Raw genomic sequence first — 21,378 nt, 5'->3', positions numbered from 1 at the left:
TGAATTAATAGTGTAACATGTGGTCCTTGGTTCACACTGAGGGAAGATATGACATGGGGAGATCTCGACCGCGACGAGCTGCCGGGGTCGTCGCGGTGCTGCTGGTTGGCGTGTTGGCGAGCACTGGCGTCGGCGGCGCGCAGCCGAAAGCGGCTGGCACGAAGGTCGTCACCTGGAATCTGCTTTCCGACTGGGGCATCGATGGCAACAAGAAGATCGCCGACTGGGCGGCGACGATCGCCCGGGTGCAGCCGGATGTGCTCGGGGTACAGGAAGTCTGCAACTGGCAACTCGTCAAACTGGCCAAAGAGCTCAAGGACAAGCACGGTCTGAGCTACTACCAGCAGGCAGGGCCGGTCCACGAGAAGGATCAAGCGTTCAACGGTTGCGGCAAGGGCAAGAAATACGGCCAGGGGCTGCTTTCCACGAAACCGTTCACGGCGGCCCGTACCGTCGAATACACCAAGACCGGCCCGAATGAGCGGCGCGGTTACCAGGTGGTCCGGACCGAGGTAGCCGGCAAGCCGACGCGCGTTTTCAATACGCATACGGACTATCTCGGCGAGGTGCTACCCGCCCAGTTGAAGCAACTGTTCGCCGACGCCGGCAGCGGATCGAACGCCATCGTGCTCGGTGATCTGAACACCGAACCGGACAACAAGAAGCTGCGGGAGTACGCGGCGGCTGCTGGCTTCCGGGATGCCGAGCCGGGTTGCGAGAAGTCCCCGCCGGATCAGCAGACGTGCAAGCCCACCCATTCGAAGGGCACGCGGATCGACCACATCCTGCTCAAGGGATTTACCCCACCGGGGACCAGCCGGCTGCCCAGCGAGGCGTCCGATCACCTGGTACTGGGTGCGACGGTGTCCTGAACGGGAGTATCACCGCAGGTCAAAAACCCGTATCCGAGGCGGTGCGAGTGTTGCTACGGTTCCGCCCGTGGCAACCTCGCCCTGTGCGTCTTAGCTTTCCGCGATGAGGTCACCGGTGCTCCTCCGGTGACCTCATTCCGCCTGTCTTGCTCGCGCCACAGTATCGGGATTTCTGTTGCCTGCCGTCTATTCTTTTCGTCTACTTGCGAATGCTCCCAGCGGGGCTCCCGGCTCCGTACACATCGGCTTGATTGTCCGATCGGAGACGGTGCCGGACCCGCCGACCTCCTTCGTCCGCCTACCCCGCGTGTCGCGCGGTAGCGCATCGGCTGAATCAGAACAGCAGACGAAGGAGAACAACCGTTATGGCCTCGTCCGGATTCCGGCGCAAGTCTCGGGCCAACACCCGTGCTCGCCGGTCCCAGTGGAAAGCAGTGGCGCCGCGGCTGACGCCCTGCCCGAACCGGTCCTGTCGTAAGTTGAAGCCTCGGCAGATCGCTTGCCCCGGTTGCGGGCAGTACAACGGGCGGCAAGTGTTGCCGCTCTCGTCGAGCTGACGCCGTTCGGCACGGTGCGCGCTATCGCAGAGCTCGGGACAGTGCGAGCGCGGTAGTGCGCACCGCCGGGGCGACGTGGTTGAGCCGTACTCGGTTGCTCCAGCCGGATACCGAGATGGCCGCGATTGCCTGCCCCGCGTGATCGAGGATCGGGCTCGCGGCACAGACAACGCCAGCCCCGGACTCCTCGCGTTCATAGGCCATGCCCTCTTCGCGCGCGCGGCGGAGTTGCTTACGGAACACCGCGGCCGAGGTGATCGTGCGTTCGCTGACCCTGGACAGGCCGGGGCGCAGCACGGCATCCACCAGTTCGGAACTGGCGTAGGCGAGCAGGGCTTTGCCCACGGCGGTTGCGTGTGCGGGGAACCGGCCGCCGATCCGGGACGGCAGCCGAGGGCCGTCCCGCCATGGCAGTACATCAAGGTAGACGACCTCGGTACCTTCCAGGACCGCGAGATGCACGGTGTTCTGACTTGCCGCGCGCAGGTCCGCCAGATGCGGTCGGGCCAGGTCGACCAAGCCACGTTGCCGGACGGCGAGCTGGCCGATTTCGAACAGCTTGAAACCGAGTAGCAGTCCGTTTTCGGTCCGTTCGAGAAAACCGTGCGTGAGTAGCTGCTCAGTGAGTCGGTGCACGCTTGATTTGGGCAGCCCGGTTCGGCGGGCAAGCTCGGAAACACCGAGCGCGTGATCGCCCGCGGAGAACGCGCCGAGCAGCAGCGCAACCCGTCCTGTCGCCGACGGCTCCGTGTTCCGCTGATCGGGACGCATCGCTTGAGTATTTCATCTCTACCGGCGAAGTTGGATGTATCCGAGAAGGGGAGTTGGGTGGCGTATGGGCGAGTCTCGCGACAGGGTCAACGGTCCCGATATAGCCGCGCCGGATCGCGCGGAGCTGGCGCAGCTGCTTCTCGCGGCTTATGCGAGCCGGGTACCGATCGTTCCGCTCATCGAGCAACACCCCGGGCTGACCGTTGCCGATTCGTATGCGATCCAACAGCATCAGGTCGGTGCTTGGGAAGCGGCGGGGGCGTCGATTCGGGGACACAAGGTCGGGCTGTCCTCGTTCGTCATGCAGCGCCAGATGGGCGTCGATCAGCCCGATTACGGGCATCTCCTGGACACGATGTTCTTCCCCGAGCACCAGCCGATCGCGGCTGCCGGCTACCTGCAGCCGCGAGTGGAGCCGGAGGTCGCGTTCGTGCTGCGCACATCGCTGTCTGGCCCGGGTGTCACGGCTGCCGATGCCGCGGCCGCGGTCGACTTCGTGTTGCCGGCACTGGAAATCATCGATTCGCGCATCGCGGACTGGCGTATCTCCATTGTGGATACGATCGCGGACAACGCTTCCTCGGGTGGGGTCGTGCTGGGCAGCAAACCGACCCGACTTGACCGAGTCGATCTACAACTGGCCGGCTGCCTACTTGGCGTGAACGGACGAATCGTGGAAACAGGTGCCGGTGGCGCGGTACTGGGCTCCCCACTCAACAGCCTCGCGTGGCTGGCGAACACCTTGGGCCCGCTCGGCGTCTCGCTGGAAGCTGGCCATGTGGTGCTGCCGGGTTCAATGACCAGAGCGATCCCGATTCGACCTGGTGATGTCGCGACCGCGACTGTCGCTGGACTCGGCACGGTGACCGCCGTGTTCGCCGACGACGGAAAGGACGCGTAATGGGTGAGAACGCGGCGATCGCCGCGATTCTGGGTCCGGGCAATATCGGGACGGATCTGCTGGCGAAGCTTCGACGTAGCGACGTGCTTGACGTGCGCTACATGGTTGGTGTTGATCCGGACTCGGACGGCCTGCGGCGCGCGGCGGAACTGGGCGTGACTGCCTCGGCTGGGGGAGTCGATTGGCTACTGGATCAGTCTCCGTTGCCGGATCTGGTTTTCGAGTCCACGTCGGCGGGAGCGCATCTGGCGAACGCGCCACGGTTCGCTGAGGCCGGGATTCCGGCAATCGACCTGACACCGGCCGCGGTCGGCCCGTTCATCTGTCCTGCCGTCAGTGCCCCAGAGCAGCTCGATCTGCCGAATGTCAACCTGATCACCTGCGGTGGTCAGGCGACGATTCCGATGGTGTTCGCGGTTTCCCGGGTTACCCCGGTGTCCTACGCGGAGATCGTGGCGTCCGTGTCGTCTCGTTCGGCAGGTCCGGGAACCCGTGCGAACATCGACGAGTTCACTGAAACCACCGCGAACGGTATCGAATCGGTCGGTGGCGCGCGGCGGGGCAAGGCGATCATCATCATCAACCCGGTTGAGCCGCCGATGATGATGCGGGACACGGTGTTCTGCGCCATCGATCCCGACGCCGACCGTGCCGCGATCACCGAATCCATCCACCACATGGAGCGCGCGGTGCAGCGGTACGTGCCGGGCTACACGCTCAAGGCCGAGCCCCAGTTCGACGATCCGCGTCCGGAATGGGATGGGTCAGCGAGGGTGGCGATCTTCCTCGAGGTAGCCGGTAACGGCGACTACCTGCCTAGATACGCGGGCAACCTGGACATCATGACGGCCGCCGCCGCGCGGGTCGGCGAACTGATGGCAAACCGGCTCCGTACCGAGCGAACGGGGGAGATGTCGGTATGACAACCGGTGACGGATCGGCTCGCGACCTGCGGCTGGTGGACACCACCCTGCGCGACGGCAGCCATGCCATGGCGCATCAGTTCACCGAGGCGAACGTACGGGATACCGTGCGGGCACTGGACACCGCGGGAATCTCATTGATCGAGGTGACCCATGGTGATGGCCTGGGTGGCTCGACCTTCAACTACGGATTCTCCCTTGTGGACGAACGGGTACTGATCAAGGCGGCGGCGGAGGAAGCACGAAACGCGACCATCGCCGTACTACTGCTACCCGGCCTTGGCACCGTGACCGATCTGCGGGCAGCGGCCGATCTCGGTGCTGGCGCCGTTCGGATTGCCACGCACTGCACCGAGGCGGACGTCTCGACGCAGCATTTCACCGAAGCTCGCAAGCTCGGATTGGAAACGGTCGGTTTCCTGATGCTCTCCCATATGTCGGAGCCGGGGGCACTTGCCAAACAAGCGCGGATCATGGTTGACGCGGGTTGCCAATGTGTTTACGTGGTTGACTCCGCTGGAGCCCTGATTCTCGAGGAAGCCGGCGACCGGATCGCCGCGCTGGTCGCCGAGGTCGGCGATACCGCACAAGTCGGCTACCACGGACATCAGAATCTGAGCTTCGGCGTGGCGAACTCGGTGCTCGCCTACCGCGCCGGTGCGCGGCAGATCGACGGCTCCCTGGTCGCGCTCGGGGCCGGTGCGGGCAACTCGCCGACCGAGGTGCTGGCGGCAACTTTCGACCGTCTCGGTATCCGCACGGGTGTTGATGCCGATGTGCTCATGGACGCCTGCGAGAACATCGTGAAGCCGTACATCACGCGGCTACCGGTGATGGATCGGTCGTCGATCGTGCAGGGCTACGCGGGGGTGTACTCCTCGTTCCTGTTGCACGCCGAACGCGCCGCCGAGCGTTATCAGGTTCCTGCCCACGAAATCCTCTATCGGGTAGGTGCGAACAAGTATGTCGGCGGCCAGGAGGACATGATCATCGACATCGCCCTGCAGCTGGCCGCCGAGCGCGAAGGAAGCACGTCGTTCAGGTGAGGGCGCGCGACTGAGGTTGCGGCCAGCGCGTCGACGATCGCTTGGTCAGATCGCTTCGTGTACGGCTCGCTCGAATCCCTTGACGTGGATTGCCGCGAGGTCGCGCGCGCCCGATTCGTCGCCAGCCAGGATGGCGCGCAACAGTGGGCCGTGCTCGTTGATATGTCCGGCGACTCCGGAGAGCCGGTCGAGGAAAAGACACCAGATCCGGGTCGCCAGATTGTCGTACCGGACAAGGGTGTCTTCCAGATATGGGTTGTGCGTGGCCGCGTACATGGCGCGATGAATCCGGAGGTCGAGTCGAAGCATGGCCTCCGCGGGTGGCTGCGGGGCGTGGGAGTCCAGTTCCGCAAGTAGGTCGGTGAGTGCCACCCGGTCATCGGCCCGTAGCCGCGTCGCCGCGGCGGCCGCGGCGACCGGTTCGAGTTGCAGGCGTACCTCGGAGATATGCGCGAGGTCGGTGATGTTTACGTCGGTCGCGAAGGTGCCACGGCGAGGATAGGCGACGACCAGGCGCTCGGATTCGAGGCGTTTGAGGGCTTCACGTACCGGGGTACGGCCGAGGTGCAACTCGTTGGCGAGCAGGACATCGTTGATCGCCGCGCCGGGTGGAATATCGAGCAGTACCAGCCGGTCTCGGATCGTCCGAAATGCGCGCTCGGCCAGCGAGATGTCCTCGGTTGCGTGCGTGCTGCCCACCTTGTTGACCGTGCTGCGCATGCGGCATACTCTACACCACAACTGATATATCAATTGACTGTCAGGAATGTGGCCAGCTGGGTGATATGGCTCGGCAACCGGAAGGTGGCTAGTGGACGCGGTACGCGAGCACAACGACGGTGATCGTGAGGGAGCCAGATGGCGCTGAGCGCGTTCGATCTCTACTCCATCGGCATCGGCCCCTCGTCGTCGCATACGGTGGGCCCGATGCGGGCGGCGGGCCAGTTCGTCGCCGGCCTGACCGACGACGGGCTGCTCGGCGAGGTGGCCAGGGTTAAGGCCGAACTCTTCGGTTCCCTCGGTGCGACCGGACACGGTCACGGGTCGGAAAAGGCGGTAGTGCTCGGCCTCGAGGGGCACGCGCCGGAAACCGTGGATCCAGACGGTACGGATGGCCGGATGGGCGAGGTCCGTACCGCCGGCAAGCTGTTGCTTGGCGGCGCGCACCCGATCCGGTTCGACGCAGATCGGGATCTGGTGCTGCACCGGCGAAAGAGTCTGCCCGCGCATCCGAACGGGATGACCTTCACCGCATTCGATCAGACCGGCGCGTCGATTCGGACGCGAACCTATTATTCAGTAGGTGGGGGCTTCGTCGTGGACGAAGGTGCCACCGGAGCCGATCGGGTTGTCGTGGACGCCACCCAGGTCCGCTACCCATTCAGTACCGGAGCCGCGTTGCTCGACCAGTGCTCGACGCATGGGTTGGCGATCAGCGACGTCATGCTGGCCAACGAGCTGTCCTGGCGCAGCGAACCAGATATTCGCACGGGACTGCTCGAGTTGTGGTCGGTCATGCGGGCTTGCGTGACGCGCGGCTGCACCCAGCAGGGTGTGCTGCCGGGTGGTCTGCGAGTGCCGCGGCGCGCCCCCGCGCTGTATCAGGAGCTGTCTTCCGGTGACGACACCGACCCGATGCGGGTGATGGACTGGGTGAACCTGTTCGCGCTGGCGGTGAACGAGGAAAACGCCGCGGGTGGCAGGGTGGTAACCGCACCGACCAATGGTGCGGCCGGGATCATTCCGGCCGTACTGCACTATTACGTGAAGTTCGTACCGGGCGCCTCGGATGAGGGCGTGGTCCGGTTCTTGCTCACCGCGGCGGCGATCGGCATCCTGTTCAAGGAGAACGCGTCGATCTCCGGTGCGGAGGTCGGGTGCCAGGGCGAGGTCGGTTCCGCCTGCGCGATGGCGGCCGGGGCACTGTGCGAAGCGCTCGGCGGTACACCTTCCCAGGTCGAAAACGCGGCGGAGGTTGGTATCGAGCACAACCTCGGGCTCACCTGCGATCCTGTTGGTGGCCTCGTGCAGATTCCGTGTATCGAGCGCAACGCCATCGCCAGTGTCAAGGCGATCAACGCCGCACGGCTGGCCAGGGTCGGGGACGGGACACACAAGGTCTCGCTCGATCGCGCGATCAAGACGATGCGGGAGACCGGGGCGGACATGAAGATCAAGTACAAGGAAACGGCGCGCGGCGGGCTCGCCGTGAACGTGATCGAGTGTTGACGCCAGTATCGCGAGTATTCGGCTGCCCCTCGGGCGCGAGTTGCCTATATTGAACCCCGTGCCGAACAAGTTTGAGTTCCCCGTCGAGCTGTCGGAGTTTTTCGGCGAACGCGCCAGGCAGTTCGCTGGGTGGGGAGTTCCCGCTGAGGTGATAACCCGGGCACGTGAACGCATCGCGGATATGTGGGACGCGGGTCCAGCTGGCTGGGTCTCGGTCTGGTCCGAGCAGGCACGCGCGGCCGAAGCTACCGAAGAGTGGCTGACCGCGGCGATGTGTTGGGGGGCGGCGAGATTCCCCACTATCGTCACGCCGGAACGCCGCGCGGCGTATCAGCGACAGCTCAGTTGCTACCAGCGAGCGGCGGCGCAGTGCACGGCCAGCTTCGAACGGTTGACACTTGACGTCACCTACCGGGCGGAGACCACCACGGTCCCAGTACACATCTGGCGGGATGCGGACGAAAGCCCGCGTTCGCTGGTGCTGATCTGTGGCGGGGTGGACACCTGGAAAGTCGAACTGCACCGGATGGCCATGGCGGCCGCGAAGTTTCCCGGGACGGTGGTCGCCGTGGTGGATATGCCGGGAACCGGCGAATCGGAGGTTCCGCTCGCTCCAGCCGTCGACGAGATCCTTGCGGAGGTCGTGGCCGATCTTGCCCACCGATTCGGGGTGACGCGTACTGGGTCCCTTGGCGTGAGTTTCGGCGGGCACTGGGCGGTGAAACTGGCATTCACCGGTCGTATCGACGCCGCGGTTGATCTCGGTGGCCCGGTGGGCGCGACCGGTTCCCCGATGGATATCAGCGCACTGCCGAACGGCATGCCCGGCATCCTCGGCAACGTCCTTGGCCTGTCCGGTCTGCCCACATCGCTCGACGCGGCACGATTCGCCGAGGACTTTTCGTTGCGTCGGCAAGGACTGCTCGACAGTGCTCCGCGGGGAGCGTTGCTGGCGGTCAACGGTGCAGCCGATCCGTATGTGTCCGAACGGGACACCACGGTGTTCGCTGGACTCCCCAACGCGGCCGCGTGGCTGGTTGCGGACGCGGGTCATTGCGCGACGGAACGACTCCCGGTGGTTCTCCCGGCGGCGCTAGCGTGGTTGCACCACGCGCTGTGGCCGGCGGAGCGTCCGGCGCAATGGCTCGCTGACGCGGTTGGTCAGCTAGGACCGTTGCTGCGTGACCTGTAGCCAGTTCATTCGGTTCGCAGGACGGCCATCCTGGTCACCGTGAGTTCCTCGATCGCGAAGCGCGGCCCCTCCCTGCCAATCCCGGAATCCTTCACGCCGCCGTACGGCATGATGTCCGAGCGGAAACCTGGCACCTCGTTGACGACCACACCGCCCACGTCGAGTTCGTCGATCGCCCGGAACGCGGTAGCGAGCGAGCGGGTGAAGATGCTGGCGTGCAGGCCATAGCGGGAACGGTTGACCGACGCTAACGCAGCATCCACATCCGCGACCGTTCGGACGCAGACGACCGGCCCGAAAACCTCCTCGCACCAGGCCAATGCCGTTTCCGGGACGTCCACGAGAACCGTGGGCTCGACGGCGCCATCGCGAACCGCGCCGCCATGCAACAGCGTGCCGCCGGACCGCTGTGCGGCGTCGATCCAGTCCAGCACCCGCTCGGTGGCCGCGGCATCGATGAGAGCGGCGACATCCGTCTCCGGCGCGCGGGGATCGCCGACCACGAGGTCGCCGATCCGTTCGGTCAGCTTCGCGAGGAACTCGTCGCGGATCGAGGCGCAGACGAGGACCCGCTGCACGGAAATGCATGCCTGACCGTTGCCGTAGAAACCGCCACGAAGCACCGCATCGGCCGCCCGATCGAGATCGCCGTCCGAGGCGACCACCAGCGCCGCATTGGAACCGAGTTCCAGCAAGGTCTTGCGGGGCGCGGCATCCCTGGCGATCCGGTGTCCTACGGAGGCCGAGCCGGTGAACGAAACGGCGCCCACTCGTTGATCACTGACCAGCTGGTTGCCAACGGCGGCATCCCCGGTGACCACCTGTATCGCGGAAACCGGCGCGCCGTGCCGCTGTGCCGCGCGCCGCGCGATATCCGTCAACCAGAGCGTCGCGAGCGGCGTCGCCGGCGCTGGTTTGCAGATCACCGGGCAGCCGGCCGCGATCGCCGGTGCGACCTTGTGCGAGGCGAGCAGCAGCGGATAGTTGAAACCCGCGATGCCGACGACCAAGCCGATCGGCCGGCGGGTCCAGAACCCGAACAGTCCTTCGCCGGCCGGCTGGCTGTCCAGCGGCACGGTTTCCCCGTGCAGCCTGGCGACTTCTTCGGCGGCGGCGTCCCAGGTGAACAGCGCGCGTGTCACTTCGGTGGCGCAGTCCTTGCGCGGCTTTCCGGTCTCGGCGATCAGCACGTCGATGAAGTCGTCCTGGTGGGCGGCCAACTCGGCACGGACATCGAGGCAGATCGCGCGCCTGGCCCCGGAACTGAGCTTGCCGAAGGGGCGTACGGCCGTGGCGCCGGCATCCAGCGCGGCGGCGGCCTCGGTCGCGGTGCCCACGGGGGCGGTGGCGACCTGATGACCGTTGTACGGGAAGCGGACTGGTGCGCCTGCCTGGACGTGTCGCCACTCGGTACCGATGGGCAACCCCGGCGGACAGGGGAGAGTGACCGTAGGGCCCGGCTGAACGACCATGCGCACCGCTTCCTCGTCGATCTGGATTACTGGTCCGACCAGTAGGCTAGGCCGGCGATGGCCCGGCGAGCAAGCGCGGTGTGCGCTCGGTCAACCAGCGATGAGCACAAAGGTGAGGGTGGCCGCGGATGCCAACAGCATGCCGGTGCAGTTGACGAACAGGTTGCGGCCGAAATCGCGCGCGTGGACATGCGCGGCGAGCGCGATGACGAAATAGCAGGTAAGTGCCGCGCTGGTGAGAATCGCCAGCGGTGTGAACCAGATGCCGACTACGAGCCCGGCGGCAGCGGCGAACTTCAGCACCGGAAGTAGCCACCAGAAGCGCTGCGGGAAACGAACATCGACGAGGCACTTGCGGATGAAGCTGACCGGCTGGATACACAACACGCCGTCACCCAGCTGCACGAACGCCAGCGCGGCGAGCGGCCACCACGGATCGATCACGATAAACGCACTCCTCTGCCCATAACCCGGTCGGCGGTTCGCCTCGGACGCTGTGGCTTCCCCGCACCCCTAGGACGGGACCGGCGGCCACTTCGTGACAGCCAGGAAAGGTCTCCACGATGTCCCCAGGAAACGATGTCCACAGGAAACACGGTTACCGCGGGCGTGTGGTCGCGGTAGGCGAAACCCGGGGTTTTTGTCCGTGGCCGGGAGTACCGTCGCGAGCCATGGACGTAATCATGATTCCCGGTTTCTGGTTACGGGGTGAATCCTGGAACGCGATCGTGCCGGCGATCGAGGCCGCTGGCCACCGTACGCACCCGGTGACGCCTCCCGGCCTCGACGCCGTCGACGATGACCGGTCCGATATCGGTCTCGCTGACCACGTTGCCGCCGTCGTGGCGCTCATCGATCGGCTCGGGAAACCCGTCGTGCTCGTGGGTCACAGTGGCGGGGGCGCGGTCGCGCATTCCGTCGTGGACGCACGGCCGGATGCCGTCGCCAGGGTGATCTACGTGGACTCGCTGCCGCTCGGTGCGGGTGTCGCGATCAACGAGGAACTGCCCGTTGTGGATGGCGAGATACCGCTGCCCGATTGGTCGTTTTTCGGGGATGAGGATCTCGTTGACATGGACGACGAGATCCGCGCCGAGTTCCGGGCGAAAGCGGTGCCAACTCCGGCGAGGGTAGCCACCGATCCGCAGGTACTCCGCGATTCTCGCCGTTACGATGTGCCGATTACCGTGATCGCCTGCGAGTTTTCCGTAGACGTGATTCGGGAGTTGATCGAAAGCGGAGACCCGTTCGTCGCGGAACTCGCCAGAGTGCGCGATGCCACCTTCGTGCACCTGCCAACCGGACATTGGCCGCAGTTCACGAAACCCGCGGAGCTCAGTTCGACGATCGTCGAGGCGCTGACTCAGGTCGACGGCTGAAACGGGCCAGGGTCCGTCATCGCTCGCTAGTCGCGTAACGCCCGGCTTGCGGCGTTGGCCACGGCCCGGGCGGTCGCAGTGAGCGGTGGTGAATCAAGTTTCCACTGCTGCCAGAACAGCGGTACATCGATCGCCCGCTCGGTGTCGAGGTTGATCAGCGCGCCGGTGGCCAGGTGGGGTAGCGCCTGCGGTTCGGGCACCATTCCCCAGCCCATGCCGGACGCGATGGCCTCAACGAAGCCCTCGGAGGACGGTACGAGATGTCGCATCGTGGTCCCGGTATGTCCGAGCTCGCGCAGGAACTGGTCCTGCAGGTCGTCGTTGCGGTCGAATGCGACCAGTGGCGTGGCCGGCAACGTTGTCGTGAGCGGTACCGCCGGCCAGTCGGGGAGCCAGCGAGCAATGAGTCCTGGACTGGCCGTCGGCAGGTAGCGCATCCGGCCGAGCCGCCGCACCGTGCAGCCGGTGACCGGTTCCACCGCTGAGGTGACGGCGGCAAGTACCAGTCCGGCCCGCAACAACTCGGTGGTGGTGCTCTGGTCTTCGCGATGTAGTTCAACGCAGAACCCCGATTCGGCAGGCATGTTCGTGATCGCGGGCAGGAACCAGGTGGCTAGCGAGTCCGCGTTGACCGCGATGGGGAGCCGAGCCGGACCGTGCTGCCTGGTCAGCCCGAGTTCAGCGCGTGCGTCGTGCTCGAGTTGGGCGAGCTGACGGGCATAGCGAACAAGGATCTGGCCGGATTCGGTGAGCCGCACTGGCTTGCTGCGCCGCACCAGCACTCGCCCGGTGCCGTGTTCGAGCGCTTTGAGTCGTTGACTTACCGCGGAGGGAGTCACGTGTAGCGCGTGGGCGGCCGCGTCGAAGGTACCGTGTTCGACGACCGCGAGCAGGGTGCGCAGTTGGTCGGGGGCCAGCTCTGACATCACAGTCGCTAATGATACGTAAGAATCTTTAGCTGTACTGGTGCCCAGTTGCTTCTTAGCCTTGCGCGAATGGGACCCACGGTGCTCGCGGTAGGGGCTGGCTTTGGGGCGGGACTTTCGCTGATCGTTGCCATCGGCGCGCAGAACGCCTTCGTGCTACGTCAGGGCATCCGCCGTGAAGCGGTGGTCGCGGTGGTGACGATCTGCGCGCTTTCCGACGCGGTGCTGATCATCCTGGGTGTCGCCGGGGTTGGCGCGGTGGTGGCGGCGTGGCCCGCCGCGTTGACCGCCGTCGCGATCGTCGGCGGCGGCTTCCTGATCTGCTACGGCTTACTTGCCGGACGGCGGGTTTTCCGTTCGGCCGCACTGGAAGTTGACGGCGGTTCGGTGCGCTCGCGGCGTCGGGCTGTCGCTGCCTGCCTGGCGATGACCTGGCTGAACCCGCACGTCTATCTGGACACCGTGCTGCTGCTCGGTTCGGTAGCGGCCGCACGCGGCGAGCTGCGCTGGATGTTCGGGTTGGGAGCGGTACTGGCCAGCCTCAGTTGGTTTCTCGCGCTCGGCTTCGGTGCCCGCCTGTTGAGCAACGTCTTCCGCAAACCATTAGCCTGGCGCATCGTGGACGGTTTCGTCGCCGCGACCATGTTGACGCTTGGCGCGCTGTTGATCGCGCGCGCCTGACACGTGGCCCGTGGCCGCGGTGTCGGTTCATTGTGGACTGGTAACCAGGTCATCGATACGCGGTGCGCGCCACCCAGCGACGAGGTTCCTGATCAGTGTGCTGGCGCCGGGCAGTCCGGCGAGCCGCGCGCCTGCCCGGCGAATCCGCACGTCCCTTGCTGACTCGGGTAGGAACCACCGGATGCCTCGACGGGCGCCGCGCTGGCGCGCCGCGACGATCGGTTGCCAGATCCGCTGGTAGTGGGAAAGCGCCGCATCGATCGACCGGGTCCGACTCAGCAGCTCGGTAAGCAGGTAGGCGCCGGCCATGGCCAGCGAAGCGCCCTGGCTGGCTAGCGGAGTGACGGCGCCGCAGGCATCGCCGAGTAGGCCCACGCGTCCGCTGCTCCACCGCGGCAGCTCGACCTGCGACATCTGGTCGTAGTAGACATCCGACGATGGCGGGCAGGCCGCTACCGCACGCGGAACGATCCAGCCTAGTTCGCCGTAGACCTGGCGGATGGCTTCCTGGGCGTCCGGCGGGCTCGCCGGATCGGGCGTGCGGTGCGCCGCGAAGGCGACCACGAGGTCGCTGGCCTGACCATAGAGGCCGACCTGCTGGTCGGAGGAATCGGTAAAACAGAACCGATCGCGAAGCTTGCGATGGATCTCTCGATCGGTGAACTGCCATACCGCCATCTGCAAGCCGAGGTAACGCAGGAAACGTTCCTCGGGGCCGAAGACGAACCTTCGTACGGCCGAATGGATGCCGTCCGCGCCGATCAGCAGGTCCGCGGTGATCGTCGTACCGTCCGATAGCGTCACCCAGACTTTCTCCGGTCCATTCTCGATCGCGTCAATCGTATGGCGATAGCGGAGATCCACGGTGTCGCCGAGTGCGTCATACAGCACCCGTTCGATATCCGGACGGCGAATACTCAGCAGTTCGCCACCCTGGGCCTGCTGGAACGGCCTTCGATCCAGGTGGGCCGTCGGGTGGCCGTTTCTGTCCAGATAGCACCACTCGCTGACCGTGTGGCTACGCGCTTCGAGTTCGGCCAGGATCCCCATACGTTCGGCAGCCTGGTAGCCGAGTCCCCAGAAATCCAGGGAGAATCCTTGGTCACGTAAGCCGGCCGCTCGGTCCACGACAGTGACCTCCCAGCCGAACGTGGCGAGCCAGCGTGCCGCCGCGAGACCGGCGATACCGGCACCGCAGATCACTACTCGCATGCTGTCCCCCTGCCGCGGCTATCGAGGAGGCGATCAACGGCTGGCCGGGTCGTGTCCGCGGACAACCTTGGGTCGAAGATGCGATGTAGTAGTAAGCCATCGATCAAGGCGGCGAGAACCACGGCGGTCTCGGCGGGATGACGGTGACCGCAGTCGTCCAGTTGGTTGGCTACTTCTTCGCGGAACTCGACGATGAGCGCGGCCAATGCGCTGCGCAGTTCCGGGTCTCGGGTAGCGGCCAGATATGACTCGGTGACCGCGAGCCAGACCACGTCATCGGTGTGTTGATCCAACCCAGCGAACAGTGCGTGCAGTCCGGCCACGGGATCGGACGCATCGGTCAGGACAGGTCGCATCGCGCCGAGCGTCGCGCGCATGGTGTCCACCGCCGCTTCCCTGAGCAGTGCCTGCAGGGAGGCGAAGTGGTAGTGCACGAGGCCGGAGGTGACCTGGGCCCGCTCGGCGACGGTACGCGTACTGACGGCCGTCCAGCCTCGTTCGCCGATCAACTCGACGGCGGCGCGCAGCAGCTTGCCACGCACCGCATCGCCGCGCTTCACGGCCGAAGGCGGCGGGCTAGTCATCGTCAAACTTGTCTTGGTCAACTGCCCAATTGGTCATATGCCCAAGATAGCATGGTGGAGCGGTCGTGTCGGCATTGGACGGTGTTGAGCCGCGTGGTCGCCGGCGGCAGGATCGACTGGGGATCTACGTTCGAGATCGGGCGAGGAAATGAGGTGCGGGAATGTTTCGACGTACGCCAGGGTGGTGGCTGCAAGCAGTGTCCGCCGCGCATGCCGGGGTTGGCGTCGCGCTGTACCGCGATGCGGTGGCGGAGATCGCGGCGAGGAAGTACGTCAACGCGGTTCCGGAGCGGGGTGACCGGGCCACCGCGTTCTGGTTTCTCACCGCCGCTCCTGCGTTGTGGACGGCGGGTCGATTGCTGCGTTCCGCCGAGTCCGCGGGTGATGCGGCCGCGCAGCGCACCGCGGGGCGCACCTTGGTCACCGCGGGCTTGTTCGGCAGCGCGGCGATGCCAGCGAGTGGGTTCTGGGCGGTTGCCGCGATTGGCGCGGCCGCATGGCGGCGCGGCAGGTCAGCAATCCGGGAGAGATAGCTCAGCGTCCATGTTTCTGGTTAAGGTTTGCTCGTGAATTGTTAGAATCACCAACAATGATCGACCTCCGCCGCCTCCGGGTTCTCCGAGCGGTTGCCTACTACGGGACGGTGACCGCCGCGGCGGAGGCACTTCATTTGACCCCGTCGGCCGCCTCTCAGCAGGTAAGGCAGCTGGGCAGAGAGCTCGGTGTCGTACTGCTGGAACCGCATGGGCGCAACGTCCGGTTGACCATGGCCGCTCGGAAGCTGCTCGAGCATGCCGACGCGATCGTGGAGCGCTGGCAGCGCGCCGAGGCCGAGCTGCGCACCGCCGATTCCGCGGAACCGGTAGGGGAGCTGTGGCTCAGCGGAATTACCACCGCCGTCTCGGCGCTGTTCGTCCCGGCCGTGGTCCGACTGGCCAAGCGGTGGCCAGGGTTGCGGCTACGACTCCGCGAGTCGGAACCGCCGGAGTCCTTCGACCTACTCTTTTCTGGCTCGGTCGACCTGGTGGTCACGATGCTGGTCCCGGAAGGGCCACCGGCGGGCGATGCTCGATTCGATCAGCGGCCGCTGCTCGACGACCCCTACGACCTGCTCACTCCGCCGGATCATCCGCTTGCTGGCCGGACCGATCTGACCTTGGCCAACCTCGCCGAGGAGGACTGGATCGTGAGCATGGTCGGCACGGCATGTCGTTCCGAGATCGTCGCGATGTGCGCGACAGCAGGGTTCACGCCAACGATCGTCCACGAAGCGCTCGAATGGGCGGCGGTGGCCACAATGGTGGGTCACGGGCTGGGTATCGCGCTACTTCCCCGGTTGGCGCCCCTGCCGATGGAACCTGCGGTGGTGCGCACCCCGATGTCTATTGTGGACTCTCCGACGCGGCGATTGCTCACGGTGACCCGAAAGGGGAGTGCGGCGGACCCGGCGATTGCCGCGGTACTTGCGGAGTTGACCGAGATCGCCAGTGAACGCGTTGGCGGCCGCCCTCGGTTGGTGCGCTCACCCGATGCCGTCGCCTAGCGGTCGGCAGCAGGGGCCGTCCGGTAGTGGTACTCGCACAGTTCGGTGAAACCCATGCGGGTATACAGCCGAACCGCGGTCTCGTTCTCGGCTTCGACCTGGAGGTACATCGAACCGGTTGCGCGCGCTTCGGCCCAGGACGCGAGTGCGCCGAGTGCCGCGCTGGCGGCGCCCATGCCCCGCGCACGGGGGAGTGTGGCCATACCGAAGACGCCGGCCCATCCGGTATCGACAGCCGCTCGTCCAACGGCGATGACCTCGTCGTCATACCGGACACTCACAAAGGCACTCTGCTGGGTGTTCCGCGCGAGCAAAGGTTGTTCGGCGGCCGGATCGTTGCCATGTATCGCCCGTCCGACCGCGAACCACTCCTGGCTCGGAAACTCGGCCAACTGGGCATCGAGTCCAGTCGGCCGAGCTCGCGCCAGGATCTCCGCGGTATGCGCGGTGCGGAGGGATACCGGGCCGCTTCGCCGGTACCCGCGAGCTGCCAGCATGTCATCCAACTCAGCGGGACAGGCACCGGGACTGAGTTGGAACCGGGGTACTGCTCCGCGGCTTACGTAGAAGTGCTCTGCCGCGGAGATCAGCTCCGGCAACTCCGCACGGTCCGCCGTGCCGTGCGGCAGTACGGTGCCCACCCACCATGACGATGTCTCGGTATATCGCAACCACCAGTCGCCGAGGCGCCGCACCTGTTCAGCCGGCTGTGCTGCCGCTACCCGTTCCTGCAGGCCGCGCACCAGACCCGCGTCACCGTGACTGGTCACCATTGACATTGGCGCCAGTCTAGTCAGCCGTGTTGCCGGTGCCGGCCTGCGTCAGCGGCCTGGTCCCCTCGGCGGCCTCGCATTGGCCAACACGAGACACGTCAGGGCCAGGGCGGTGAGCACCAGGATCAGGACACCCGCTTCGATGAGGATGTCGATAACCATGAGCTCTACTTAGTTTGGCGTTCCTCTGCTTCTGTTTCTTCCGTTTCTTTCGCTTCCTCCGCACGCCGGTTGGCGCGCAAACTTGTCATGGTGACCGTCGCGAGCACCACCACGATCACCACAAGGGACAGTGGGGTTGGTACTTCCGGAATGGCGGGCCAGATGCCGTGGGCCCAGTGCAGGACGAGCTTGATGCCGATGAACGCGAGAATGATCGCGAGGCCGTGGTTGAGGTGCGCGAGCTTGGTGAGTACGCGATGCAGCACGAAGTACAGCGCACGCAGCCCAAGCAGCGCGAAGGCATTGGTCGTGAAGACCAGGTACGGATCATCGGTGATGCCGTAGACGGCGGGAACCGAGTCGACGGCGAAAACGACGTCGGTCGCGAACACCGCGACGACAACGACCGCGAGCGGGGTCAATGCGCGCCGTCCGCCTTCGCGGATGCTCATCTTGGTGCCCCGGTAGTCGTCGGTCACCGGCATGAACCTGCGGAGTAGCCGGACCGAGCGCATTTGCGACACGTCCGTCTCGAATCCGGAACCCTTCAGCGCGTCGCGCAGGATCTTGACCGCGGTAATGAACAGGATCGCCCCGAACACCAGGAAGGCCCAGGTCCCCGCGCTGAGCAGGGCGGCGCCGGCCGCGATGAAGATGCCACGCAGTACCAGTGCGCCCACGATTCCGTAGAGCAGCACTCGCTGCTGTAGCTGCGCGGGGACGGCGAAGGCCGCGAGCAGCAACATGAACACGAACAGGTTGTCCACCGACAGCGACTTCTCCACGACGAAGCCGGTGGTGAACTCCAGTGCCTGCGTGCCGCTGTAGTCGACCCACAGGTAGGCGGCGAACACGAATGGTAGGGCCAGGTAGAAGACTGACCAGCCGACCGCTTCCCGCATCGACACGGTATGCGGCTTTCTGGTGACGATGAAGTCGATGGTCAGCAACGCGAGTAGCACGACGATGCTGATAATCCACATTGCCGGATCACCGATCCGCTCGGTGGCGGCGGCAAGCGGCTGTGCGGTACTGGACACGGACACACCTCAAACGGGTAATCGTTTGAGGTCTCCTTCACCCACTAAGGGCGGCGCTCCGAGGACATCGTGGGATGTCCGTATTGACCGGAGTGGCACTGTCCGAAGTACTCCCCTCGCGGGAGAGTATGCGGGAGCATTTGCCCCACGGCAAGCCATTCGTCCGTTAGCCGCCCGACTGGATGACCCATCGGGCGAGGTGACACTATTCGGACAGTGCCCACTGGGTGGCCAGCGTCACGCTATGAAGTGCTCGTTAGCTCCGGTCGAAAGGTGAACTCCGGGCTGTAGGCCGGTACCGACCTTGAGTCATCGCCAAGGTAAAACCGTGTCGTCATGGTGCGTTCGTCGAGGTTGAACACCGTCCGCCAGAGCGTCCGCAGTGGATATTTGGCGGTGGGTTCACTGGTCAGCGCTACCGAGTCCAGGCTGGTTCGCAACTCATTCGCGGAAAGCGGCGCGGATTCCGCGCGGGCGCGTAGCGTGTCCAACCGGGCGTAGGAGTACATCGTTTCCTCGGTATCCACCGGCGGCTTCGCCGGATCCGTCGGCCGATGGAGCGGATGATTTGTCACGCATTGGGCGAGCCCTTCAGCGGGCACGATGTGCTCGACGCCACCGGCGCCCACTTCCCAGACAAAGGCGTTGCCCGCGCGGTCGGCGATGAGGTAGTGCAGCGGCGCGCCGAGGTCGTATTGCTTCGCAAGCAACAGGGCTTGCTGCGCCTCCTCGACGTTCGCGCAGGTATCCAGGAGGAAGCGGGGGAGCTGGGTGGTCGCCAGGCCGACCTGTGGGCCCCCGTCGACGGGCAGGTTCGCCCCTCCCGCATCGGCGATCAGCAATACGACGGCGAGACCGTGTTCGTTGATCCCGTCCATACAACCGTCGAGCTCATTCATGGTGATGATCGTGGTCGCGGGGCCGTCGTCCGGAACGCTCGTGATGACATATGGCCGCGAGGCGATGGGGCATTCGGTGGTGGGGCCGGGTTCATCTGACATCAGGGCGAGCATCTGCTGCCAACCAACGGTGAAGAAGTCGTAGTTGCGGCCGAGGAACCCGTGCCCTTCGCTCGTCGCGGCTGGCGAGTACCACACGGCCGAGCAGCCGGATCCTGGCGGAATCGTGCTGAGGTCGTCGAAATGGACGGCGGCATCGGGCTGGACGCCGGCAACCTCAGCCGCGCCGCTGTTGCGCGCGTACTGCGCTGGCCAGTTTCTGGCGAACCAGGCGTGCCGGGCCCGGCTCTTGACCGGATCAGCTGGCCGCGGCCGCCACCCCGATCGCTCGGTGGCCTCGTGCGCCAACGCCTTGCCGATTTCGTGCTGGCTGCCGCTGAGACTGAGATGTCGGACGGTCATGAAGTCGTCGGGGCCGCCGGCGATCACGTCGGTGGTAACGGGCATTTGTGGCTCCTCGAATAGTTCCGGATGTGTTCACGGTGTGTGGGGTGCGCGCCACATGGGCCACAGCGTTGGCCCGTCGTGGTCGAGCTCGATGGGTGGTCCTAGATCAGCGAAGCCGTGCCGCAGGTACAGCGCGCGACTGCGGGCGGAGCTTGCCTCCAGATAGGTGCCGATACCCAGGGCGTCAGTACGGGCGCCGCCATGGCGCAACAAGGCAGAGCCGATACCGGTGCCCTGGGCATATGGCGATACGCCCAGGCAGGCGAGGTACTGATGGGCGTGGCCTGTCGGGTGCCGTTGAGCAAGCTCCTCGCCCAACGACAGCAGCCGCGTGCTGCTTGGCAACTGGAGGTCCGCGGACTCCGCATCCCTTTCGGGGAAGGGAGATTCACCTGGCCGCAGCGTGAGCCAGATGGACGCGGCGACCCGTTCGCCGCCGAGGTATGCCGTGGCCTTCGGGTGATCGAATATGGCGCTGAAGTAGTCAGGGAGGAAACGCTGCCGTGATGATTCGGATGGGAAGAGCCACCGGATCAGTGGGTCGGCGGAGAAGGCGGCGGTGAGTAAGCGCACGGTGTCGGCTCGGTCTTGGTAGCCAGCCGTGGATGTCTTTTCGTACATCGTATTTCTGTTCACATGTACACCGTACACGTGTTTTGACGTGCAATAAGTGTTCTATCAATGTACTATCGCTGACGACGTGTACTAGTACAAATCTGGATTGGGGATGGTGCATGAATTCGCCGGGGAGTGCCGCTGGACGAGGTCGATACCGCCAAATCGTTGATGATTTCCGATCTCGGATCACCGCAGGCGAGCTCCCGAACGGGGCCCGATTGCCGTCCATCCGCCAGGTGGCCCAGGACTGGCGTGTCGCGCTGGCCACCGCTACCAAGGCGATGGCCGCGCTGCGCGACGAAGGTTTGATCGAACCGCGTGTCGGCGCCGGGACCGTCGTGCGCGCGGCGGGTAGCGCGGGACCGTCCGAACCGGACGACGACAAGCACGCTGGGCTACCGGTTCGGGTCAAGGCGCCGATCGACCGCGAACTGGTGCTGCGGACGGCGATCGGGATCGCCGACGTGGAAGGGCTCGAGGCTGTCACCATGCGCCGACTTGCCGCCGAACTCGGTATCGCGGTGATGTCGCTGTACCGGTATGTGGCGAACAAGGAAGATCTCGTCGAGCAGATGGCCGATATGGCCTTTGGGGCTCATCAGCTACCGGAGTTGGGACTGGTTGGGTGGCGCGCGAAACTGGAGTTCGGGGCACGCCAGCAATGGGCCATGTGCGGTCAACACCCATGGCTGCCGAGGGTCGTTTCGTTCACTCGGCCGCTGCTGATGCCGCAAGCGATGAGCCATACGGAATGGTTCCTAGCCGCGCTCGAGGACGTTGATCTCCCGCTGGAGATGAAACTCCGCGAGGTGATCTGTCTGGTTTCGATCGTGGTGACCTACGGTACCTCGGCGGCGGCCGAGTTCGAGGCACGGCAGGAACGCGGCGAAACGATGGCGCACTGGTGGCGCGACCGAGAAGGGCGGGCGGACGAGCTACTGGCTTCCGGCCGGTTTCCGTATCTGGCGGCGACCAGTGGTGACTGGATCGGTGACCTGGACGGACTGTTCGAGTACGCGCTTGCCCGCCACCTGGACGGGTTCGCGCTGCTACTCGAAACCTGATCCCGTGAGCGACCTGGTCGGCGCCGG

Annotated in this window: 24 protein-coding genes; 13 read left to right on the top strand and 11 right to left on the bottom strand. The window is 65.4% G+C overall.

Going from position 1 to position 21,378, the window contains the following annotated elements:
• The first annotated feature begins 53 nt into the window (after nucleotides 1–53).
• Together EV191_RS12900 and rpmF are read left to right on the top strand one after the other, a co-directional pair.
• The gene (locus tag EV191_RS12900; protein WP_165912941.1) at nucleotides 54–872 is read left to right on the top strand and encodes an endonuclease/exonuclease/phosphatase family protein; all 819 of its coding nucleotides are present in this window, start codon (nucleotides 54–56) and stop codon (nucleotides 870–872) included.
• Between the two features lie 365 nt (nucleotides 873–1,237).
• Nucleotides 1,238–1,429, top strand: a complete 192-nt coding sequence (gene rpmF / locus EV191_RS12895; RefSeq protein ID WP_132877257.1) for a 50S ribosomal protein L32 — start codon at nucleotides 1,238–1,240, stop codon at nucleotides 1,427–1,429.
• A 21-nt stretch (nucleotides 1,430–1,450) separates the two neighbouring features.
• Here rpmF and EV191_RS12890 read toward each other — a convergent pair whose 3' ends face one another.
• Nucleotides 1,451–2,200 carry an IclR family transcriptional regulator gene (locus tag EV191_RS12890; RefSeq protein WP_132877256.1) on the bottom strand — a complete coding sequence of 250 codons (750 nt, stop codon included), beginning with the start codon at nucleotides 2,198–2,200 and terminating at the stop codon, nucleotides 1,451–1,453.
• Nucleotides 2,201–2,264: 64 nt separating this feature from the next.
• Here EV191_RS12890 and EV191_RS12885 point away from each other — a divergent pair, with 64 nt between their 5' ends.
• Genes EV191_RS12885 through dmpG form a run of 3 tightly spaced genes read left to right on the top strand, consistent with a single transcriptional unit; the run spans nucleotide 2,265 to nucleotide 5,070 of the window.
• Nucleotides 2,265–3,101 carry a 2-keto-4-pentenoate hydratase gene (locus EV191_RS12885; RefSeq protein ID WP_132877255.1) on the top strand — a complete coding sequence of 279 codons (837 nt, stop codon included), beginning with the start codon at nucleotides 2,265–2,267 and terminating at the stop codon, nucleotides 3,099–3,101.
• Nucleotides 3,101–4,024, top strand: a complete 924-nt coding sequence (locus EV191_RS12880) for an acetaldehyde dehydrogenase (acetylating) (protein ID WP_132877254.1) — start codon at nucleotides 3,101–3,103, stop codon at nucleotides 4,022–4,024. The genes EV191_RS12885 and EV191_RS12880 overlap by 1 nt, the downstream gene beginning before the upstream one ends.
• Complete coding sequence (gene dmpG, locus EV191_RS12875) at nucleotides 4,021–5,070, top strand: 4-hydroxy-2-oxovalerate aldolase (protein WP_132877253.1); 1,050 nt, start codon at nucleotides 4,021–4,023, stop codon at nucleotides 5,068–5,070. Before EV191_RS12880 ends, dmpG begins: the two co-directional genes overlap by 4 nt.
• A gap of 45 nt (nucleotides 5,071–5,115) precedes the next feature.
• Here dmpG and EV191_RS12870 read toward each other — a convergent pair whose 3' ends face one another.
• Nucleotides 5,116–5,790, bottom strand: coding sequence for a GntR family transcriptional regulator (locus tag EV191_RS12870; RefSeq protein ID WP_132877252.1), 675 nt, complete (start codon nucleotides 5,788–5,790; stop codon nucleotides 5,116–5,118).
• Nucleotides 5,791–5,928: 138 nt separating this feature from the next.
• Between EV191_RS12870 and EV191_RS12865 the strand changes: the two genes are divergently transcribed.
• Together EV191_RS12865 and EV191_RS12860 are read left to right on the top strand one after the other, a co-directional pair.
• Nucleotides 5,929–7,299, top strand: a complete 1,371-nt coding sequence (locus EV191_RS12865; RefSeq protein WP_132877251.1) for an L-serine ammonia-lyase — start codon at nucleotides 5,929–5,931, stop codon at nucleotides 7,297–7,299.
• A gap of 58 nt (nucleotides 7,300–7,357) precedes the next feature.
• Nucleotides 7,358–8,491 (top strand): alpha/beta hydrolase, encoded by a 1,134-nt coding sequence (locus EV191_RS12860; protein ID WP_132877250.1) that lies wholly within the window; start codon nucleotides 7,358–7,360, stop codon nucleotides 8,489–8,491.
• A 5-nt stretch (nucleotides 8,492–8,496) separates the two neighbouring features.
• Here the strand turns inward: EV191_RS12860 and EV191_RS12855 are convergent, their stop codons facing one another.
• The gene (locus EV191_RS12855; RefSeq protein ID WP_424565455.1) at nucleotides 8,497–9,828 is read right to left on the bottom strand and encodes an aldehyde dehydrogenase family protein; all 1,332 of its coding nucleotides are present in this window, start codon (nucleotides 9,826–9,828) and stop codon (nucleotides 8,497–8,499) included.
• 18 nt (nucleotides 9,829–9,846) lie between these two features.
• On the opposite strand from EV191_RS12855, the gene EV191_RS30550 reads away from it, so the two are divergent.
• A complete protein-coding gene (locus EV191_RS30550) occupies nucleotides 9,847–10,008 on the top strand; it encodes a hypothetical protein (RefSeq protein WP_243658945.1) in 162 nt (53 codons plus the stop codon).
• A 45-nt stretch (nucleotides 10,009–10,053) separates the two neighbouring features.
• Here the strand turns inward: EV191_RS30550 and EV191_RS12850 are convergent, their stop codons facing one another.
• Nucleotides 10,054–10,407 carry a DoxX family protein gene (locus tag EV191_RS12850; RefSeq protein ID WP_132877248.1) on the bottom strand — a complete coding sequence of 118 codons (354 nt, stop codon included), beginning with the start codon at nucleotides 10,405–10,407 and terminating at the stop codon, nucleotides 10,054–10,056.
• Nucleotides 10,408–10,634: 227 nt separating this feature from the next.
• Here EV191_RS12850 and EV191_RS12845 point away from each other — a divergent pair, with 227 nt between their 5' ends.
• The gene (locus EV191_RS12845; RefSeq protein WP_132877247.1) at nucleotides 10,635–11,342 is read left to right on the top strand and encodes an alpha/beta fold hydrolase; all 708 of its coding nucleotides are present in this window, start codon (nucleotides 10,635–10,637) and stop codon (nucleotides 11,340–11,342) included.
• Nucleotides 11,343–11,368: 26 nt separating this feature from the next.
• Here the strand turns inward: EV191_RS12845 and EV191_RS12840 are convergent, their stop codons facing one another.
• A complete protein-coding gene (locus tag EV191_RS12840) occupies nucleotides 11,369–12,268 on the bottom strand; it encodes a LysR family transcriptional regulator ArgP (RefSeq protein WP_132877246.1) in 900 nt (299 codons plus the stop codon).
• Between the two features lie 69 nt (nucleotides 12,269–12,337).
• On the opposite strand from EV191_RS12840, the gene EV191_RS12835 reads away from it, so the two are divergent.
• On the top strand, nucleotides 12,338–12,949 hold the full coding sequence (locus EV191_RS12835) for a LysE/ArgO family amino acid transporter (protein ID WP_132877245.1): 612 nt from the start codon (nucleotides 12,338–12,340) through the stop codon (nucleotides 12,947–12,949).
• A 27-nt stretch (nucleotides 12,950–12,976) separates the two neighbouring features.
• Here EV191_RS12835 and EV191_RS12830 read toward each other — a convergent pair whose 3' ends face one another.
• Nucleotides 12,977–14,161 (bottom strand): FAD-dependent oxidoreductase, encoded by a 1,185-nt coding sequence (locus EV191_RS12830; RefSeq protein ID WP_132877244.1) that lies wholly within the window; start codon nucleotides 14,159–14,161, stop codon nucleotides 12,977–12,979.
• Nucleotides 14,152–14,745, bottom strand: a complete 594-nt coding sequence (locus tag EV191_RS12825) for a TetR/AcrR family transcriptional regulator (RefSeq protein WP_132877243.1) — start codon at nucleotides 14,743–14,745, stop codon at nucleotides 14,152–14,154. The genes EV191_RS12830 and EV191_RS12825 overlap by 10 nt, the downstream gene beginning before the upstream one ends.
• Nucleotides 14,746–14,906: 161 nt before the next feature.
• On the opposite strand from EV191_RS12825, the gene EV191_RS12820 reads away from it, so the two are divergent.
• Nucleotides 14,907–15,278, top strand: a complete 372-nt coding sequence (locus tag EV191_RS12820; RefSeq protein WP_132877242.1) for a DUF6463 family protein — start codon at nucleotides 14,907–14,909, stop codon at nucleotides 15,276–15,278.
• 56 nt (nucleotides 15,279–15,334) lie between these two features.
• Entirely contained in the window at nucleotides 15,335–16,288 is a 954-nt protein-coding gene (locus EV191_RS12815; RefSeq protein ID WP_132877241.1) for a LysR family transcriptional regulator, read from the top strand.
• Here the strand turns inward: EV191_RS12815 and EV191_RS12810 are convergent.
• The 4 genes from EV191_RS12810 to EV191_RS12795 all read right to left on the bottom strand — a co-directional run bounded on the left by EV191_RS12810 (nucleotide 16,285) and on the right by EV191_RS12795 (nucleotide 20,305).
• Nucleotides 16,285–17,067 carry a GNAT family N-acetyltransferase gene (locus EV191_RS12810; RefSeq protein ID WP_132877240.1) on the bottom strand — a complete coding sequence of 261 codons (783 nt, stop codon included), beginning with the start codon at nucleotides 17,065–17,067 and terminating at the stop codon, nucleotides 16,285–16,287. The two genes, EV191_RS12815 and EV191_RS12810, sit on opposite strands and share 4 nt — an antisense overlap.
• Before the next feature lie 161 nt (nucleotides 17,068–17,228).
• Entirely contained in the window at nucleotides 17,229–18,206 is a 978-nt protein-coding gene (locus EV191_RS12805) for a TerC/Alx family metal homeostasis membrane protein (RefSeq protein WP_132877381.1), read from the bottom strand.
• 299 nt (nucleotides 18,207–18,505) lie between these two features.
• Nucleotides 18,506–19,669, bottom strand: coding sequence for a C45 family autoproteolytic acyltransferase/hydrolase (locus EV191_RS12800; protein ID WP_132877239.1), 1,164 nt, complete (start codon nucleotides 19,667–19,669; stop codon nucleotides 18,506–18,508).
• Nucleotides 19,670–19,699: 30 nt separating this feature from the next.
• On the bottom strand, nucleotides 19,700–20,305 hold the full coding sequence (locus EV191_RS12795) for a GNAT family N-acetyltransferase (RefSeq protein WP_132877238.1): 606 nt from the start codon (nucleotides 20,303–20,305) through the stop codon (nucleotides 19,700–19,702).
• Between the two features lie 98 nt (nucleotides 20,306–20,403).
• Between EV191_RS12795 and EV191_RS12790 the strand changes: the two genes are divergently transcribed.
• The gene (locus tag EV191_RS12790) at nucleotides 20,404–21,351 is read left to right on the top strand and encodes a TetR/AcrR family transcriptional regulator C-terminal domain-containing protein (RefSeq protein ID WP_132877237.1); all 948 of its coding nucleotides are present in this window, start codon (nucleotides 20,404–20,406) and stop codon (nucleotides 21,349–21,351) included.
• Nucleotides 21,352–21,378 lie beyond the last annotated feature (27 nt).

It is taken from the genome of Tamaricihabitans halophyticus, assembly GCF_004340875.1.
Classification (GTDB): Bacteria; Actinomycetota; Actinomycetes; order Mycobacteriales; family Pseudonocardiaceae; genus Tamaricihabitans; species Tamaricihabitans halophyticus.
This window is presented reverse-complemented; position numbering and strand designations above follow the sequence as displayed.